This is a genomic window from Luteolibacter sp., assembly GCF_039920825.1.
Classification (GTDB): Bacteria; Verrucomicrobiota; Verrucomicrobiia; order Verrucomicrobiales; family Akkermansiaceae; genus Luteolibacter.
In genome coordinates this window covers 349,888-366,194 of the sequence record NZ_JBDSCX010000042.1, presented here as the reverse complement: position 1 = coordinate 366,194, position 16,307 = coordinate 349,888, and the positions used below count along the sequence as shown (strand labels likewise).

The 16,307-nt window shown below is 52.8% G+C and carries 18 protein-coding genes and 1 tRNA gene; 11 read left to right on the top strand and 8 right to left on the bottom strand.

Features of this window, described 5'->3' with window-relative positions:
• Positions 1 to 36: 36 nt before the first annotated feature.
• Positions 37 to 2,013 (bottom strand): DNA primase, encoded by a 1,977-nt coding sequence (dnaG, locus tag ABIQ96_RS13945; protein WP_348215213.1) that lies wholly within the window; start codon positions 2,011 to 2,013, stop codon positions 37 to 39.
• Positions 2,014 to 2,093: 80 nt separating this feature from the next.
• On the opposite strand from dnaG, the gene ABIQ96_RS13940 reads away from it, so the two are divergent.
• A tRNA-Val gene (locus ABIQ96_RS13940) sits at positions 2,094 to 2,168 on the top strand.
• A 114-nt stretch (positions 2,169 to 2,282) separates the two neighbouring features.
• On the opposite strand, the gene ABIQ96_RS13935 is transcribed toward ABIQ96_RS13940, so the two are convergent.
• Complete coding sequence (locus ABIQ96_RS13935; protein WP_348215212.1) at positions 2,283 to 2,624, bottom strand: helix-turn-helix domain-containing protein; 342 nt, start codon at positions 2,622 to 2,624, stop codon at positions 2,283 to 2,285.
• Positions 2,625 to 2,843: 219 nt separating this feature from the next.
• Here ABIQ96_RS13935 and ABIQ96_RS13930 point away from each other — a divergent pair, with 219 nt between their 5' ends.
• From ABIQ96_RS13930 to ABIQ96_RS13915, 4 genes are read left to right on the top strand one after another with little or no spacing between them, the layout of a single operon-like run.
• Complete coding sequence (locus tag ABIQ96_RS13930) at positions 2,844 to 3,062, top strand: helix-turn-helix domain-containing protein (protein ID WP_348215211.1); 219 nt, start codon at positions 2,844 to 2,846, stop codon at positions 3,060 to 3,062.
• Positions 3,063 to 3,111: 49 nt separating this feature from the next.
• The gene (gene mobF, locus ABIQ96_RS13925) at positions 3,112 to 6,345 is read left to right on the top strand and encodes a MobF family relaxase (protein ID WP_348215210.1); all 3,234 of its coding nucleotides are present in this window, start codon (positions 3,112 to 3,114) and stop codon (positions 6,343 to 6,345) included.
• Positions 6,346 to 6,356: 11 nt separating this feature from the next.
• Positions 6,357 to 6,764 carry a hypothetical protein gene (locus tag ABIQ96_RS13920; protein WP_348215209.1) on the top strand — a complete coding sequence of 136 codons (408 nt, stop codon included), beginning with the start codon at positions 6,357 to 6,359 and terminating at the stop codon, positions 6,762 to 6,764.
• The gene (locus ABIQ96_RS13915; protein WP_348215208.1) at positions 6,761 to 8,071 is read left to right on the top strand and encodes a WD40 repeat domain-containing protein; all 1,311 of its coding nucleotides are present in this window, start codon (positions 6,761 to 6,763) and stop codon (positions 8,069 to 8,071) included. The genes ABIQ96_RS13920 and ABIQ96_RS13915 overlap by 4 nt, the downstream gene beginning before the upstream one ends.
• 281 nt (positions 8,072 to 8,352) lie before the next feature.
• Here ABIQ96_RS13915 and ABIQ96_RS13910 read toward each other — a convergent pair whose 3' ends face one another.
• The 5 genes from ABIQ96_RS13910 to ABIQ96_RS13890 all read right to left on the bottom strand — a co-directional run bounded on the left by ABIQ96_RS13910 (position 8,353) and on the right by ABIQ96_RS13890 (position 12,184).
• Complete coding sequence (locus ABIQ96_RS13910; protein ID WP_348215207.1) at positions 8,353 to 8,751, bottom strand: hypothetical protein; 399 nt, start codon at positions 8,749 to 8,751, stop codon at positions 8,353 to 8,355.
• Positions 8,752 to 8,808: 57 nt separating this feature from the next.
• Positions 8,809 to 9,981, bottom strand: coding sequence for an acyl-CoA dehydrogenase family protein (locus ABIQ96_RS13905; protein WP_348215206.1), 1,173 nt, complete (start codon positions 9,979 to 9,981; stop codon positions 8,809 to 8,811).
• A 21-nt stretch (positions 9,982 to 10,002) separates the two neighbouring features.
• On the bottom strand, positions 10,003 to 10,872 hold the full coding sequence (locus ABIQ96_RS13900) for a pentapeptide repeat-containing protein (RefSeq protein WP_348215205.1): 870 nt from the start codon (positions 10,870 to 10,872) through the stop codon (positions 10,003 to 10,005).
• A 405-nt stretch (positions 10,873 to 11,277) separates the two neighbouring features.
• Positions 11,278 to 11,430, bottom strand: coding sequence for a helix-turn-helix transcriptional regulator (locus ABIQ96_RS13895; RefSeq protein WP_348215204.1), 153 nt, complete (start codon positions 11,428 to 11,430; stop codon positions 11,278 to 11,280).
• Positions 11,431 to 11,620: 190 nt separating this feature from the next.
• Entirely contained in the window at positions 11,621 to 12,184 is a 564-nt protein-coding gene (locus ABIQ96_RS13890; protein WP_348215203.1) for a tyrosine-type recombinase/integrase, read from the bottom strand.
• Positions 12,185 to 12,192: 8 nt separating this feature from the next.
• Here ABIQ96_RS13890 and ABIQ96_RS13885 point away from each other — a divergent pair, with 8 nt between their 5' ends.
• The 3 genes from ABIQ96_RS13885 to ABIQ96_RS13875 are packed head-to-tail and all read left to right on the top strand — an operon-like array spanning position 12,193 to position 14,167.
• Positions 12,193 to 12,513 carry a glycine zipper domain-containing protein gene (locus ABIQ96_RS13885; protein WP_348215202.1) on the top strand — a complete coding sequence of 107 codons (321 nt, stop codon included), beginning with the start codon at positions 12,193 to 12,195 and terminating at the stop codon, positions 12,511 to 12,513.
• A complete protein-coding gene (locus tag ABIQ96_RS13880) occupies positions 12,510 to 13,106 on the top strand; it encodes a hypothetical protein (protein ID WP_348215201.1) in 597 nt (198 codons plus the stop codon). Before ABIQ96_RS13885 ends, ABIQ96_RS13880 begins: the two co-directional genes overlap by 4 nt.
• A 20-nt stretch (positions 13,107 to 13,126) precedes the next feature.
• On the top strand, positions 13,127 to 14,167 hold the full coding sequence (locus ABIQ96_RS13875; protein ID WP_348215200.1) for a hypothetical protein: 1,041 nt from the start codon (positions 13,127 to 13,129) through the stop codon (positions 14,165 to 14,167).
• On the opposite strand, the gene ABIQ96_RS13870 is transcribed toward ABIQ96_RS13875, so the two are convergent.
• Complete coding sequence (locus ABIQ96_RS13870) at positions 14,164 to 14,979, bottom strand: hypothetical protein (protein WP_348215199.1); 816 nt, start codon at positions 14,977 to 14,979, stop codon at positions 14,164 to 14,166. The two genes, ABIQ96_RS13875 and ABIQ96_RS13870, sit on opposite strands and share 4 nt — an antisense overlap.
• Before the next feature lie 186 nt (positions 14,980 to 15,165).
• Between ABIQ96_RS13870 and ABIQ96_RS13865 the strand changes: the two genes are divergently transcribed.
• The 3 genes from ABIQ96_RS13865 to ABIQ96_RS13855 all read left to right on the top strand — a co-directional run bounded on the left by ABIQ96_RS13865 (position 15,166) and on the right by ABIQ96_RS13855 (position 16,152).
• Positions 15,166 to 15,408 carry a hypothetical protein gene (locus tag ABIQ96_RS13865; RefSeq protein ID WP_348215198.1) on the top strand — a complete coding sequence of 81 codons (243 nt, stop codon included), beginning with the start codon at positions 15,166 to 15,168 and terminating at the stop codon, positions 15,406 to 15,408.
• Positions 15,409 to 15,493: 85 nt separating this feature from the next.
• Positions 15,494 to 15,721 (top strand): hypothetical protein, encoded by a 228-nt coding sequence (locus ABIQ96_RS13860; protein WP_348215197.1) that lies wholly within the window; start codon positions 15,494 to 15,496, stop codon positions 15,719 to 15,721.
• Positions 15,721 to 16,152 carry a type II toxin-antitoxin system VapC family toxin gene (locus tag ABIQ96_RS13855; protein WP_348215196.1) on the top strand — a complete coding sequence of 144 codons (432 nt, stop codon included), beginning with the start codon at positions 15,721 to 15,723 and terminating at the stop codon, positions 16,150 to 16,152. Before ABIQ96_RS13860 ends, ABIQ96_RS13855 begins: the two co-directional genes overlap by 1 nt.
• Positions 16,153 to 16,307 lie beyond the last annotated feature (155 nt).

Sequence of the window (16,307 nt, the reverse complement as noted above, 5' to 3'; positions counted from 1 at the left end):
ATTTCCGGCCATAGACCTCCCCTTTGCGACGGAAGCTCAGGGTTTAGAGGAACGGTCCCGCTTTTTCCATGCCGGCTCCTTGGGTTTCCATGTCGAAGCAGGGAGTTCGTCGTCAAACTCGGAGCGCTGGCCAATGCCGCGCAACAGGCTGCTGATCTCCTTCGCCTCATGAAGGAGTTCGACCATTCGCTCAGCGGTCAGGCCAGACTGCTTGAGCTCGGCTTTCACTGCCGCATCCCGGCGCTGGAGAACAGTCCCCGAAAGCAAGGCCAGGGCTTGTTCAGCCGCCTGCATTCCATCGACGGTGACACCGTCCAGATTCAAAGTTTCGTGCGCCAGCGCCAGCCGGTCCGATTCTGATAGACCACCGAGAAACGCATTCACCGCCGCATTTGATGCAGGATCCGGCGCAGCTCCAAGAATGGACTCCAACAGCGGGATGCCTTCAAGCCAGCGGTTCGCCTCATGCAGCGTTTCAAATTGCTCGGCAAGGTAGCGTTGGGCCGGACCGGATGAAATCGCGAGGTGGCAAAGGAACGCCACGATCCGATGAAGCTGTGTCGGTTCGGCAGGAGGTCCGTTTTCGCCAGATTCGGCAGGAGTCTCCGTGAAATTCCGTTTCGGCTTCGCCTTGGCCCGGGCGATGGCCTCACGCAAGGATTTGGTCGAGGTTTGTAGATGGACGGCAACGATATTGAGTTGGTTATCCTGAACAGCGAAATCCGTGATCAGTGAGAGTAAATCCGCACAATCGTTCAATGCCAACGCCCGTTCTGCGGGAGAATCAAACAGACCGATCGCCTTCGCCCGTTCGAGTTTGAAATCAAAAAACTCCTTCGCGTTAGAGAGCAATTTCCGGAACGCCTCCTCACCGTGAGCCTTGAGAAACGTATCGGGGTCATCCCCTGCCGGCATCTCCACCACCCTCACGGCAAGTCCTTCCGGAACTAACTCGCGGTAGGCCTTTTCCGCCGCAGCGAGGCCCGCGTTGTCGGCATCATAACAGATCAGCACGTTGTTCGTGTAGCGCTTGAGCAGCCGCGCGTGCTCGCGGGTGCAGGCGGTGCCGCAGGTCGCGATGGCGTGCTCGATTCCTAACTGGTGACAGCAAATCGCATCAATCTGCCCCTCGCACAACAGCGCGGCCTTTTCCTTGAGAATTGGCTTTTTCGCCCGGTCGAGCCCGAAGAGCACGCGGGACTTCTTGAAAATGGCGGTTTCCGGCGAGTTGATGTATTTCCCGCTGTTCTTGTTCTCGCGAAGCTGCCGCGCGCTGAAGGCGATCACGTCACCGATCTCGTTTCTGATAGGAAACATCAGCCGGTCCTGAAATCTAACGTAAAGCCCGGATCGCGGGTTATCGTCGTTCTGGAGTTTCACGATGCCGGAGTCCACCAGTTCCCGCCCGGTGAATTTCCTGGAGCGCGCCCAGTTCAGAAACACCTGGGGATTTTCCGGCATCCAGCCGATGGCCCAGCCTGCCGCCATGGCACTGCCGAAACCGCGCGATGTCATGTAGTCCCGGGCATGCTGCGCCGCCGGGTTTTTCATCAGCTGCTCGTGGAAAAACGCGGTGGCCTCGCGATGGATGTCGAGCAGTTTTCCCCGCGACCGCCGCGACTCGTCGGCCTTTGGATCGGACGCTTCCTCGATGATCATCACCCCGGCGCGCGAAGCGAGCTTCCGCACGGCTTCGGTAAACGGGAGATTTTCGTAGTCCCGGACAAAGGAAATCGCGTCCCCCCCCACCCCGCAGCCGTGGCATTTAAAGCGCTGGGTCAAGGGCGTCACATAAAAAGAGGGCGTCTTCTCGTTGTGAAAAGGGCAGTTCGCCTTGAACGCCGAGCCGGATCGTTTCAACTGGATGTAAGAACCGATCAAATCGACGATATCCGTCGCTTCGAGCACTTTCTCAACACTGTCTTTCGGAATCTGAGCCACGGGATTTGCTGCGCCCCAGACTATGACCAGCCGGTGGTGCGAGCGAAGCCGGAATTTGAAAATCGATTTCACCCACTGAATTGCTTGCCAAGCCTCGCCCCGCCACGTCATTCTCCCGCCCGGTCGCGCCATTGCGGCCATTTCCTCGGAAAGCATGCTTAGCTCAGTGGTAGAGCACATCCTTCACACGGATGGGGTCGCAGGTTCGAACCCTGCAGCGTGCACCATTTCCCAGAGTCGTTTAAAACCAAGCGATAGAGAGAATCGTAACAACGTTTTCTATCAACTCCGTCCCCTAAAACGGCCCCTACTGGAATTGGGCTTTCACGGAGATAGCTAGGTCACTCCCCGCCGCTTTTCCCTGACTCGGGAAATCGTTTAGGCCTGACGGATTTCTCCCGGGCCTTACCTTCCCGGCGACCGCGGAGCCACGTGCCCCATTGGCTTTTACCGGGATCCGGAACCCCAGACAGAGGCGGCTTCGCTTTCTGATCTCCGCCGCTCGCCTCGAGCTGAAATTGTCCGCCTTTTGCCAGCCTCTCGACTTCGGATGCCGGAATCCTTAGGTCGCCCATGTCCGTGATGCCTTTGAGCTTGCCCTTGCGGACCATCCGATAGGTCCAGGTCTTCTCTTTGCCAAATAACCTGGCGAAGGCTTGAGGAGTGTAGGCCGGTGTCTCCATACGCCGTTCCTTCTAGCAAATTGGCGGCGGGGGTCAACCTCGCTGAATCCGGAGCCTATCAAGAAAAATCGGAGAAATTTTTCGAGGCGCAGCGAGGCAGTGTTTTGCAAATCCCCCTTCGATGCAAAGTCGTGCCTCGCTGTGCTTCTGACGCCCTGCATCACCTAAAAGCCGCGCAAAAACCCGTGTTAATCACTGAGCCACCGAAATCGGCAGGCCATGAAACACGACCCTCAGCACAATCCAGAATGGATCGACACCAAGGAGGTGAAGCGGATTTTCTCGATCGGGAAAACCACCCTCTACCACCTCACGGCGACGGGCAAAGTCCGGACCGTCTCGCTTCGTGAATCCGACAAGCTCCGCGGTAAGCGGCTGTTCTCCGTCGATTCAATCCGCCGTCTTCTCGAAGGCCAGGCACAAGGCGGCGCCGCGTGAGGTCGCGACGGAGCCAACCTATGTCACCCACTCAAATTATCCTGGGCCCATGTTGCGCATCATTCCTGGAACCAGCGCTGCCGCGGCCATCGCCTATTATAATAGCGGACTGAAGCGCGAAGATTACTACGCCGAAGAATTGCTCGTGCCCTCGGCTTGGCACGGCAAGGGGGCAAAGCGGCTGGGCTTGAGCGGCGAGGTGACACCCGAACATTTCGCAGCGCTCGCCAACAACAAACACCCTTTCGGCGGTGAGCGCCTGACACCACGCCAAGGCAATGACCAAGGCCGAATTCCTGGTTGGGATTTCAATTTTCATGCGCCCAAATCGCTGAGTGTTCTGCAGGGCATCACCGGCGATGAAAAAATGCTCGCGGCATTCCGCTCCAGCGTTGCCGACACAATGGCGGATATTGAAAAAATCGTAGCCACCCGCGTCCGCCTGGACGGTCGGCAAGATGACAGGGTGACAGGCAATTTCGCTTGGGCCGAATTTGTTCATTTCACCGCCCGGCCGGTGGGCAAGATCCCGGATCCCCATCTCCATACGCACGCATGGGTTTTCAACGCCACGTTCGATGAAATCGAGGACCGCTGGAAGGCGGCCAAGGTGCATGACATCAAGGTCGACGCTCCCTTTTTCCAAGCCCTGTTCCATTCCCGCCTGGCGAAAAGCATGGCCGATCTGGGTTATTCAATCATTCGCACACGCCACGCCTGGGAAATTGTTGGTGTTGATAAGTCGATCATCGCCGGTTCCTCCCGACGCACTGCCGAAATCGAAGCCATGGCCGAACACCTGGGCATCACCGACGCGAAAGCCAAGTCGGAGCTCGGTGCCAAAACTCGCAAAGCAAAACAAGGCGAACTGACACGAGAACAACTGGTAGAAGCATGGAAAGAGCGGTTGAATCCCGAGCAACGCGCTTCGTTGGAAAATGCCTATCATGGCAAGCCAACGCCTGCCAATTTCATTCCGATCTCGGCCGCCGACGCTCTCGATTTCGCTGAAGCGAAGGTTTTCGAAAAACAGAGCGTCGTCCGTTACACCAACCTGCTCACCGAAGCTCTCAGATTTGGCGTGGGCCACACCACGTTGGAACAGATTCAGGATGAAATTCTCCGTCGCGGCCATATACAGCGCAAAGTCGATGGCGATCATTTGGTAACCACGGTTCCGATCATCATTGAGGAAGCTGAACTCATTCAGCGGGTGCGGGGCGGTCTGGGTAAACTCGCACCCATTCATAACGGCCGACTCCGCATTGCCAACAAATCCTTGTCCGACGAGCAGAAAGCCGCCGTCCGCCACATCCTCAAATCCAATGACCAGGTCATCGCACTGCGGGGCAAGGCGGGTGCCGGTAAGACCACGCTGTTAACCGAAGTGCGCGAGCGAATCCAAGCCCAAGGCCTGCGTCTATTCGCCTTTGCCCCGTCCGCAGAAGCGTCGCGCGGTGTCTTACGCGACGAGCAATTTCATGGTGCCAACACGGTCGCACACTTCTTGGCAAACAAGAATCTCCAACGAAAATGCAAAGGCCACATCATTCTGATCGACGAGGCAGGCACCGTCGGCATCCGCGATCTGGCCAAGATCCTGGAGATCGCCGGCACTTCTACGCGGATCATTCTGTCGGGCGATACCGGGCAACATATGCCGGTTCCTCGCGGCGACGCACTATACTTACTTGAGAATTACGCCGGGTTGCCCGTGGCGACCGTGCGATACATCCACCGTCAGCAGAAAGACGGCTACCGCAGAGCGGTCGCGGCCATTGCCGAGGGCGACCTTAAAGCCGGATTCGCGCTGCTTGATGATCTGAAAGCCTTCCGCGAAATTCCCAATGCCGAATTTCGCTACCGGCAGCTTGCCGAGGACTATCAGCAGTGCCTGTTGGAGACGGGCAAGGCCCCTCTTGTCGTTTCCCCCACCCATGCCGAAGCCAAAGCCGTAACGAGCGCCCTTCGCCAAAACCTCACCGCCCAGGGTAAATTGGGACCGGAACGCCAGTTTCTTCAATATCGCGCTCTGAACTGGGCGGAAGTGGAAAAACTAAAACCGGAGAACTACACCCAGGGCCTTGCCGTCAAATTCCATCAAAATGTTCCGGGCATCAAACGCGGCACCATCTTGGCAGTGCTGGATGTGGATGCGGACCAGAATATCTGGCTCGAGGGTCCGAAAGGCAGCCGCATTCCTCTCAACCTTCAACATTTTGATAGGTTTCGCCTCTTTGAAATCGACCGGATCAACATGGCGAAGGTCGATTCGCTGAGAATTACGGAAAACGCCTTCGATGCCAATGGACGACGCATGAACAATGGCTCAGCCTACACGGTGAAAAGCATTGGAAAAGACGGAACCATCACCCTCTCCAACGGATTAAAGCTCAATCCAAATTTCGGCCATATTGACCATGGATATTGCCGGACTTCTCATTCCTCGCAGGGAAAAACCGTTGGCACCGTATTCATCGCACAATCTGCTAGTTCTTTTCTTGCCAGCAGCCACGAGGGATTCTATGTAAGCGTCAGTCGTGGAAAGCAAGATCTCCGCATTTACACAGACGACCGCTTTGCGCTGCAAAAAGCGGTTGGCAATTCATCCCGCCGTCTATCCGCCCTCGAATTCACCGGACTCGGTGAAGCTCTCCTCATGAACGGCGGATTGTCAGGCACCGAATGGACCAAGCGGGTTGGCGCCGAACGCGGTGGCCGCCAGGGCGCTTTCGATAGTCAGCTGGGAAAGCTCGCTGCACAGCGGAAAATGGAAACCCCGGTGGTCAAGTCCTTCACCGCCTATCTCGAGATGCAGCGCGGAATCGCAGGTCCGGACGGCAAAAGCCGCTCCAAAGGTCGCCCTCTAGCCCCCGGCAAGGGCCTGAAAGGCGAAAAAGGCATCACAGTACCCCGTCGTGTGGAAATGAACGAAGGCCTTATGGAAAAGGCCACGGCCAAGCCGAAGCCGACGACCACCAAAGAAAACACAACCAGTGAGACCAAGCCGCAAATAGCTCCGCGTGAGAGCCGCTTCACCAAAGCCTTCAACACCATGAAAACTCGGCTTTCCGAGATTGTTAAGCGCAACTCGGGCGACCTTGAAGGCGTCAAAAAGTCGGCGGAGCGCAAAATTCAGTTCGGTAATCTCAAAACCACTCTTGGAAAACTCAATTCGCCGAAGGTTCAGAAAGAGCAAGTTAAACAGCAGCGGCAGGCCAAGCCTCCGGCGCAAAAACCGAAACCGCCCACCCCACCGCCACCCACTCGTGGGAGGCGCTAATGCCTAGGACAATGAGCGAACACATCGAAGACATCCTGAGAAAACAACGTTCCCAGCAGGAGGAAACAGGCGAAAAACCCGCCCTCATTTTTTTCCAGCCGTCACGGATCGAAGGAGCTGACGAAAGCTTTCTTGAGCTCCGTTTCCGCAAAGGCATCAAAACCGCATTCTCCTACCAAAGCCTCTCCTGGTTCAACCTCGATCCGGGCGGCGGCATGCTCGATCTGGGCTTTGGCGGCTTCGTGGTCACGCTCGAAGGCCGCGGTTTGGACGACCTGTTCCAGGCGATCAAAACCAAACGCGTTTCCTGGGTCCGCGAGGCCGATGAAGAGATGCAGGACATCCCAGACCTGCCGCTTTTCATCAAAGACATTTTCATCACCCCGCCTGATGACTTCGGCAGCGACGAATCATCATGAAATGGCTGCCGATACTCGCCAAATTCCCCAAATGGGCGCTCGCCGGGGGCATTATCGTGCTGTCCACCTCCCTCTTCGTCGGCTGGTGGATGTTTCGTGGCCCGAGTCAAAATACGCCGACCAAGTCCGCCGCTTCCCAAGAGCAGCCTAAATCCATCGATTTCAAACCGGTGGACGTAGTTCTTTGCGGAAACACACTAGCTAACTACCACACCGGCGAAATCCTCGCCAAACAATGGCTGGAAGGCTTCGGAGATAGTTCGCCACCCATAGTTGGAACCTTCCTGGAGGACAAACTCGTCATCGTGGGAAATCGTGGTTCCGCCATCGCATTCGGCTTCGATGGCAAAGCGAAAAAGCCCTTGTCCTTCGATGGGAAACCTATCGGTGCCTCGGCATTCAGCAATGAACAGCCCGAAGTAGTTTTCGTCCGCGATGGCAACCTGTGGCGTGGGAAACCCGATTGGGTGAATTCCGCTGTGAATGAAGCGAAGCGAATTACCGATGTCGGTTACTTTCGCAACGACGTTTTTACCGGCGAGTGGCTGTGGACTGGCGAAAGCTTGTATCTTTCCATTCTTGGCCGACCGCAGGAGGTGTCTCTGACAGAAGGCACCATTCAGCCGCGCCAATTGCCGCTTGGCAGCGTAATTAGGGGACTGAGCAAAAACCGGAGACTCTCGGCATTCGGCACCAGCCCTGGCCAGTTTGCTGTCGCGGAATTCGCTACCGGGGTTGTGAAAGCTTTTCCTACCATTGGTGAAGTGAAGCAGGTTCTCTGGCTGACTGAGGATCGTGTTGCCATTCTCGGCAGTTATCGCCAACTTTCCATTTACGACCACGCAAAGGGCAAGGTGATCTGGGATTTCCAGGCGAAGACGCAAATCACATCTGTAGCCTCCGCTTCGCCTGACGGGAAGTTTTTGCTTCTCGGCACCCATGAAGAAATTAAATTCTTGGAGGTTGATACTGGAAAATCTACCCCTGTGAGTTTACCAATCGTCGAAGGTGCTTGGACCACCAATGACACTCTTCTTTGCAGCAATTCCACCGCCGACTCCGAGATCCGCGGCATCTGGCTTTTGAAAATGGATGGCAGCAAGGAACGAATCTCAAACCAGCCCACCGATTCGAGCCTATCGCGTGGACGTAGCGAGCCCATTGTTGAGGTGGAGGATGGCGTGTTACTTATCTCAGGAGGAAATTTGTGGCATTTCCAACATGCAGAAAAAACGTTCTCTCAAGTTATTCAAGGCCAGAGACTTGCCCCAAATCTGAAAATCCTCAATGTGTCGCAAAAATTATAGCGCACAGAGTAGTAGTTTGCTGGTCTTGCCAAAAACCACCTATAGAGATCTGCATTTGCTAGAAAGCAGACTCCCTCAAAAGGTGCCGTTATGTAGCCGGATAGCAGTGCATCATTGGAACTGTGACACGACATACAAGCCTATCTTCAAAACTTAGAATCATTGTCAATAAATAATACACACCGCGTATTTAGAGGTATGATAATTTTGCCGTGAAAAATTATTTCCTAAAATCTCACACCTCTAGTATGGTTGATTGTCAGATATCAGGTTGACATCAATTAACGTCCCGCCGTAATAATCTCGGATCCAGCGAGAATCCTGTAATCATCCGGCAACCTTGGCATATGAACACTCGTCTCGAGTGACGAAGACAAAAGCCGATCAACATCGAATACCCGCAATTTAACACCTCCGGCGATCTCGAATAAGGTTCTGACAACAATCTTACCATTATCTATAGCTTCTTTGCATAATTGACCCGGCATCACGTGGCCCACCATGTCATCATGAATTCGAATCAAAATTTTTTCAAACGTCTCTTTGGCAGATTCGATATCATCACCAGCTACCTGACTAACCAAATCACGAAATAGATCTTGATTTCTGAAAATTATTCGAGAGCGGAATATTTCTCTATTTACCTTCGTAAATTCCTTATTGGAAATATTTTCGCCCATCGAAACAACCTTATTGTTATTATAATATTCAAATTATACCATATCGTCAGAAAATAATCAATACTCGTCTATCGCGTCTGGAAATAACATATAATTCAAAGCCTTGCCTCCCACGCGATTGACAGTCCGGCTTCTCGAAAGTCCTGATTCATAAATTTCTTCACCAGTCAGTCCCCTAGCAGCTTGCATTCGAAGCAGATCTGAAGCGCCATCAGCGATGGTCATTGCCTCGAGATCCAACAGCCTTTGCATTAGATCTGTCTCTTCACAAATTCCTCTGGCTCCCAAGGTCTTGACCGACCACCGAACCACCTGGACCGCTAGATCGCCCCCTTCCGCCTTGCAAAGGGCGGACTCCAAATATTTCTCATTTCCGGAGTCAATTGACCGGGCAATTTCAGATAGAAAAATCCAGATCATGTGAATACGGCCGGCATAGCTCGCAACATCTTGCTGAAGATGCGAGAAGCGCCCTATCGGGCCACCAAAGGCCTCCCGCGTTCTCATCCATTCAATCGCCAAAGATAACGCACCAGACGCGCAACCAAGAAGCGCCGCTGTCGTAAGAATCCTCCATTTTGTAAGATGATTCACGATAATTGGCATACCTCCCCCCCAGGACCCAATAAGACTTTGCTCACCAACCTTGACATTATTGAAACTGATCTCACCGAAGGTCTGAAGAGGAAAGGCAGATTTAGGAATATTCTTGTAAGATATTCCTTCCGAATCACGCGGCAGGATGGCAAGTGATAGTGAAGACGTATTTTCGCATTTAAATAAAACTATGAAGTGAGTCGCCTCCATCAAACGTAAAATATATTTTTTGCGACCATTAATCACCACTTGCCCGTGCTCATTCTTCCCAACTGTTTCCAATGATCTTATATCTGATCCCGCAGACGGTTCTGTCATGGCAATGCCGATGAAATAATTACCGCCTCCTACCTCTCTGAGATAATCAGCGAACGATTCGGCACCTCTACTTTGCTCCAACAGCAATGATGCGTGCCCAATACCTATGGCATCACGCAACGTTAAATCTATTTCGCCCGCAATGCGAAACACCTTTATCATTTCTTGCAACGGCAGGCCCAAACCGCCATTTACTTCAGGAAGATCTAATGTAGCTAGAACATTGGTTGGATACTGCGATCTCCATTTTTTTGGACAACGGAGCCCGTCTTTATTCGATTTCAGCAGCGAGATCGCATTCTTTAAGTGATCCATAAATATGTTTTGAAAATCGATTTATCCACGCCTATTCGGGTTATTATGTAGAGAAATCAGCCTCCGAATATGAGACCCGAAATCTAGCTTAGTTACAAACGTTTCGGCACGAGTGCTATCGGGAAACCAAAACTCTGTTGTATCGTCAAAGTGGCAGCGAAAATCAGCGCCAACTGCTTCTCCAGCTCTACGACCAAACTGCGCGTCAGTAATATCCAAATCTTTAAGAAAAATTTTCGCGCCGCACAAATCAGCATTGTAAAGAACAGCTCCTCTAAACGACACTCCTTTTATAGTTGCTCCTCGAAAATTGGCGCGCGCAAGGCGAGCATTGGAAAAGTCCACCCCATCAAGAACACTGTTCTCAAACGACGCATCGGGAAGAAAGCATCCTTGGAGCTTCGTGGTTGAGTCTATTGATAGTCCTGAGAATTGAGCATGAGAAAGCCGACACTTCCGAAGATCTAATCTACTGAGATTTAGGATCCGAAAATCATTGCGAAGACCCTTTTGATTAACATCGGTAATATCGATTGATCGAAAATCACAACCATAAGAAAACTTGATATTTGAAAATACCTGTTCGCGGCTGTTAGTGCTCACTCCTTGTGAATTCATCAAAAATGGATTTTGATTAAAAAATTCTTCGAGCTGCGCCAAGAGTTGCTTCTTTTGGAGAGCGTTCTGCTCATGGCGCTGAAATGCTATCGAAACCACGTAGTAACCCAAGACGAGCGAAATCCCGGATATTGCAAGGTCGCTCAATCTCTCACTAAGCCACTCAGACTTTTTGTCCGATGGAGCAACAGCTAAGGATATTCCAAGCAAAACAGTCGAAACCACCGTCAAGCCCACGAGCCATATTGCTCGCTTTCTAGCCGTATCTGACATGCGATCAAGCTTACGCAGAGATGGAACAGTGTCCAGAAAAAGCCTACGAAAACCGGGCTCCACATAAGGGAAGTTACGAATCTGGGCCGCGTTTGATAACCTCAAAACGAGTGGATCCAGTATATCGATGCTGCCAGAAGGATGAGGTTGAAGAAAACGTCGTAACGTTTGAGATCATCCACCGTTCGACGGTGGGGCAGCAACTCCCCCCTCAACGAAATTCTTCGCACATTTCGTAAGGAAAATGTGCGGGTATCTTGCGAGAGCCCCACGTGTAATCAAGAAAGAGCCCACGTCCGCTTGATCAACTCCCGCTATTCTTCGTCTTGGACATCGAGGCAGATGGCGGTCGGTTGGTAATGCGAATGCCCATCCAAATTTGAATTTTTGAGACTGAGATGCGGCTCAACGCGCCGCGAACTCCACCTTGGCGGTTAGAACCAGCTTGTCTATGGGGATGCGATTTGTGCCCTTTTCGTATTTCTGAACCTGTTGATAGGAAACTCCGAGGAGTTTCGAAAATTCATTCAGCGTCCAAGCCCGTGCCAGCCTGTGCATTCGGATGTTAGCACCCGTCCTTTGGCAAATATCGTCCCTCATCAGGCCTCCTTGTAAATTGCGCCAAGGATAGCATGCTCAACTTGGCGTTGATTTGCAACGGATTACATCAGCGAAGGTTTTCTTTGTTACACTTCATAAACGAAGTGTAACGCAAAAGCGATACATTGCGCCCTGCCGGGTGACAAGTTCAAAGCCAGGTCCGGGCGATCATTTTTCGTTCTTCTTCGTCGCGGACATCGAGGTAAATCGCAGTCGTGATCGGGTGCGAATGGCCCATCCATCGTTGGATTATACTCACCGGAATATTTGCGAGTGCGGAACGGACTCCGAATGCATGCCTAAGTCCTTTTGGTGACGAATGGATTCCAAAAATTCCCGCTTCAGTCATGACTTCTTTGACGATTCTCCAGGCTTTCATTCGTGAAACCGGCCAAATCTTCTCACCGTCTGCGACGTCCAGCGACATCAACGCCTTTGTCAATTCTTCGGGCACCGGAACACGACGTATCACCAGCTTGCCGCGTTTTTTCAGGCAGCGGACACGGATTGTCTGATCAACAAGGTCAACATCACCTTTCGTGAGCTGGGTGACTTCGCTGACCCTGCATCCAAGAAAGAACAGCGCCTGGCAGAGCAAGCGCTCACTATTGCCAAGCATCTCGGCTGCTTTGAGGAAATCCTTTCCCTCCTTTGGGGTTAAATATTTCCGTTTCCCTAGGGAATCAACGGCTTGGTATGCGGTCTGGGACATTCCTCTCCATGAACACTTCGTTTATGAAACGTATCATGGACCACAAAACCTTAATATTTAGTTACTTGGCTGCTATTTCCGCCATTTCTTGCGCCGGATGTTCCACTTCGGCGATGTCCAATCAGAATTCCCAAATCGCCGGTGCGGTGTCAGGGGGAATGCTGGGAGCGGCAGCAGGCGGGATCATAGGCCATCAATCCGGTAACACGGGCAAAGGTGCGGCTCTGGGTGCGGCGGTAGGGGGCGCCTACGGCGCACAAAATGGCTCCCGATATTTCGGCGGCGACGGAACGATCGAGAAAGTCAAACGGGAGGAGCCACAACCATGAAGCTACTTCACCACGGAACCGTGGCAGTGCTTGTTCCCTGCCTTCTGCTTCAGAGTTGTGCAAGTCTCGGCGATGACGCTTTCGCGCATGGCGTGAAATCCGGCAACAGCCGCGCTGTGGTTTCCACTATCCGGCCCGGACAAGCCAGGCTGCATATTTATGAACGGGACGGGAGGTGGTATTACCCCATTCACTACACCATTGCACGGGGAGATGCCGCATCAACCTTCGCGCTCATCCGCAATGGCTCACCCACCCGTCTTGACGGTCGAAGCCTTGCGTATAACGCCGCTCGCGTGAGGCAAACCCGCCTCGCCAAAGAGCTGGCTTCGTCCGGCTTTGGCAAGCAACAGGACATTTCGGAGGCGCTCGCTGATAACCATCGCGAACGGAAACGAAACGGTGATGCAAACGCAATGGCCTTACTCGGGATCGTCGCCTTGCTGGCGGTAATGGGTTCATCCTCCTCCTCCAGCGACGAAAGCTCTTCGGGAATGACCGCTGGGGAAGAGCAGGATGCCTACATGCGCGAACAAAATCGGAACGCGGCAAATAACGGCCAGCCAATTCCATACGGCTCCACGGGACTCTGACAAACCTAACCGCTTTCGATATGATGAAGACAGCCTTTAGCCGTTTCAGCGCGTTGGCTTTGGTGGGAGGCCTGTGGGCCACAACCGATTCCCCCGCTGCCTCTCTGCCAGCCGATCCCCCACCCTACGTCGCTTATTTCAACCCTGAAACCGGATTCAGGCCGGCTCAGCGGAATTTTCAGGCAATTTTCCTCCAGATGGCCGGCAGTTTCGAATATTCGGGCACCCCCGAACCTTATTTGAGACATGTGATCCAGGAGAATAATCGCGTCGAGACCGCCTATCACAAAGCCACCGGCAAGAAATGTGTCACCAGACCTGCCTTCTTCACGGATGACTATGTCGAAGGGCTGATCACCGCCTGGAACCAGATGTCGCGTCCGCTGGCGTTGGAAAGCCTCTGCCGGAAATCCGGCGTTTTGATGCGATATGCGATGCTTGGAAGCTGGAGCATGAGCACGGCCGAAGTCGTTGCCTGCGAGCCACAACTGTCCCAGGCTGAATCAACCTCATTCCAAAAGCTGATCGAAAAGCCATATTTCTCAAAATCCGATTTGCCCGCTGTCGACGCCTTCTACTCGTCGCCAGCTTACAAAAAGATGTCGGATTCTGGAAAAGCACAGTTGAGCAAGCGCACTTGGCGCGGGACCATGGATCTGGACAAACGTGCCACCAGTATCGCCGACGACAAGCGCGGCACTATCCTTCTGGGGATTCTCAGCGAGCATCAAAAGAGTAGCTTTGCCGCCGTTAAGAATTCCGCGGCGCCCGCAGCCAATTCGGACACGCTCCTCAAAACCCTGTCTCAACAGCTCCGGTTGAACGACGAGCAAACCGACTTCACCAAATTGCCCGACGGCGAACGGGATGCGCTGGTTTACAGTCACCTGATAAAAAAGGCTCTTGACTACCGCATGGCAGAAATCCGCAAACAGGTTTCAGCGGATCAAATGAAAGAGATCGAAAAAAACATGCGCCTTATCTTGGAAAACTTGCTGGCGGCAGCGCATTCCGAATATGAAACCGGCCTTGTATCAGAATCCCTTGATCGCAAGCATTAGCCCCCTCTTGTCCGGCCAGGGCTGAAGGCGCGAATTTGCGGAACCGTGATCCCGTCGCTATCTTTGACTTCGGATATACCAGCCTGCAATTCCAAGCCTGTTGTGGCCTTCTCTTTTGCGGGAATTTCCTCTCCCTCGGGGGGATCATCCGATTGATTGACTTTGCCCAACGAATCTTCCACTGTGGAAGATTCGTTCCGAGAATAGATATTCTCGGAAGATTTGTGCCGGCTCAGGATCTCTGTCGCAGCCTTTCTGTCACCCGATTCGTATTCACGGATGAAGTCAGCCTTGTCCCGTTCGAGAAAGTTCCCGACTTCAGGACCCGCCGGTTTTTGGCCGGTCATCTGTTGGTAAAGATAGTCCGACTCCTTCTTGCGAAGATTTTCCGGAAGCTCATCAAAAGTGTATTCATGGTGACGAATACCTTCCCACACTCGGTGGCTCATTTGCGATTTACCCTCGTCGGATAACTTATCCCACGTCTGGACATAGAATTTATCCAGCTTTTCGAAATCTGATTTCGTGAAGAAGTCCTGTTTCAGGAATTCGCCATACTGCATTTTCTCTTCGGCATTCAACCGCGTTTCCGCTGTTACGAGGTAAGCTATCGCCGCACTGTCGCGAGTTTTCTCTGCTGTCGTTGCCTCGACCATGCGCTCTTCGAAAACAACCGCGTCATATTGGCTCTTTTCGTTCAGAAGCTGTCCCTTCAAAGAGAACTCCGTCCCCGCATCAATGCCCGACTTGATCAACTCTTCGATTTTTCGAATGTTCTCTGCCAGCCGCGATAATTCGATTTTCTGCTTCACCACGTTATTATCTCCCGTTCATGTTCAACTATAGCGCGAGAATATTACCAAATTATGACATATGTCGGAAAAAGCTGTCAAAAATGACTTCCATTGGGTGAAATTGTGTGATAACAGAAATTCTTTAATATCCAAAATTTCGTTAAATCACCGTCTGGAGAAGAATGAATGGTAAGTCACAATCGATTGCAGCATCCCGAGCAGGAAAAGTCGGAAACCGACTATATCGAGGACTTCAAGGCCAAGATCGACTGGTCCCTGGCGCCCAAGCACGCCCGCTGGTGGGCCGTCGATGCAAATGGCCAAGCCAACTGGTTCTGTGAACCGGATGTTGCGGCTCGCACCGATTTCTGGCTTTCCGAGCCAGTTCGCGCTCCTCGCTTTGATTTTGAAGGAAATTGGAAAAAGAGCCTTATCGAAAGGCACTGATAGAATTCCGCCGCTCGCAGCCTGGTCATTCGAGCATATTGACATCGTGCGTCGATATTTGTTATAATGGCTCAAAGGATATAACATGCGTATTGATTTAGATGACCGACTCTCGACACCTGCGACTTTCCGCGCTTCTCGCGTGGGATTAAGCCTGTCAGGGTGGGTATCCCACCTCGTCAGCCGGGAGCTGGCACAGCCGGCGGCCAAGAAGTTCGGCTCCCTGCTCGAAGCTTTGGCCGATCCCGTTTTTTCGGATATCGAGCTGGATCTGAAACGTGACAAAACCCCACTACCGCCACTGGATTTTTAGTGTCATTTTTACTCGATACGAATGTCGTCTCCGAATTGAGGCGGGCCGACAAGTGCCATCCCAATGTGGCCAACTGGCAGAAGCGCGTGGCACCGGAAAATTCCTTCATCAGTGTCATTACGGTCATGGAGATCCGCGCCGGGATCATATCCGCCCATCGCACCAATCCCCAATTCGGCATCGCCCTGGAACGGTGGTATTCAGACCGGGTGTTGCCGAGCTTTGCTGGCCGAATCTTGGCCGTGGATCTGCTCGTGGCGGAAAAATGCGGCGCAATCCTGGCTGGCCGCTCAAGGCCGATCACGGACACCCTGATTGCGGCAACGGCCGCCGCCCATGATCTCACCCTCGTTACACGCAACGTCTCCGATTTCACAGACGCCGGCGTTCACCTGCTCAACCCTTGGACTGAATCAAGCGATCATTCATAGCCCTACCTTTGGGGCATCAAACAGATCCTCATACAGGCAAGGTTCGTCGCACATTCCAAAAATACACTATTTATATTACTGCTATAGCTAGCGCCGCCCGAGAAAGGTCTGCGAGTTCGAGAGAGCCGCGGAAAACCTGCTGGACCAAAAATGCG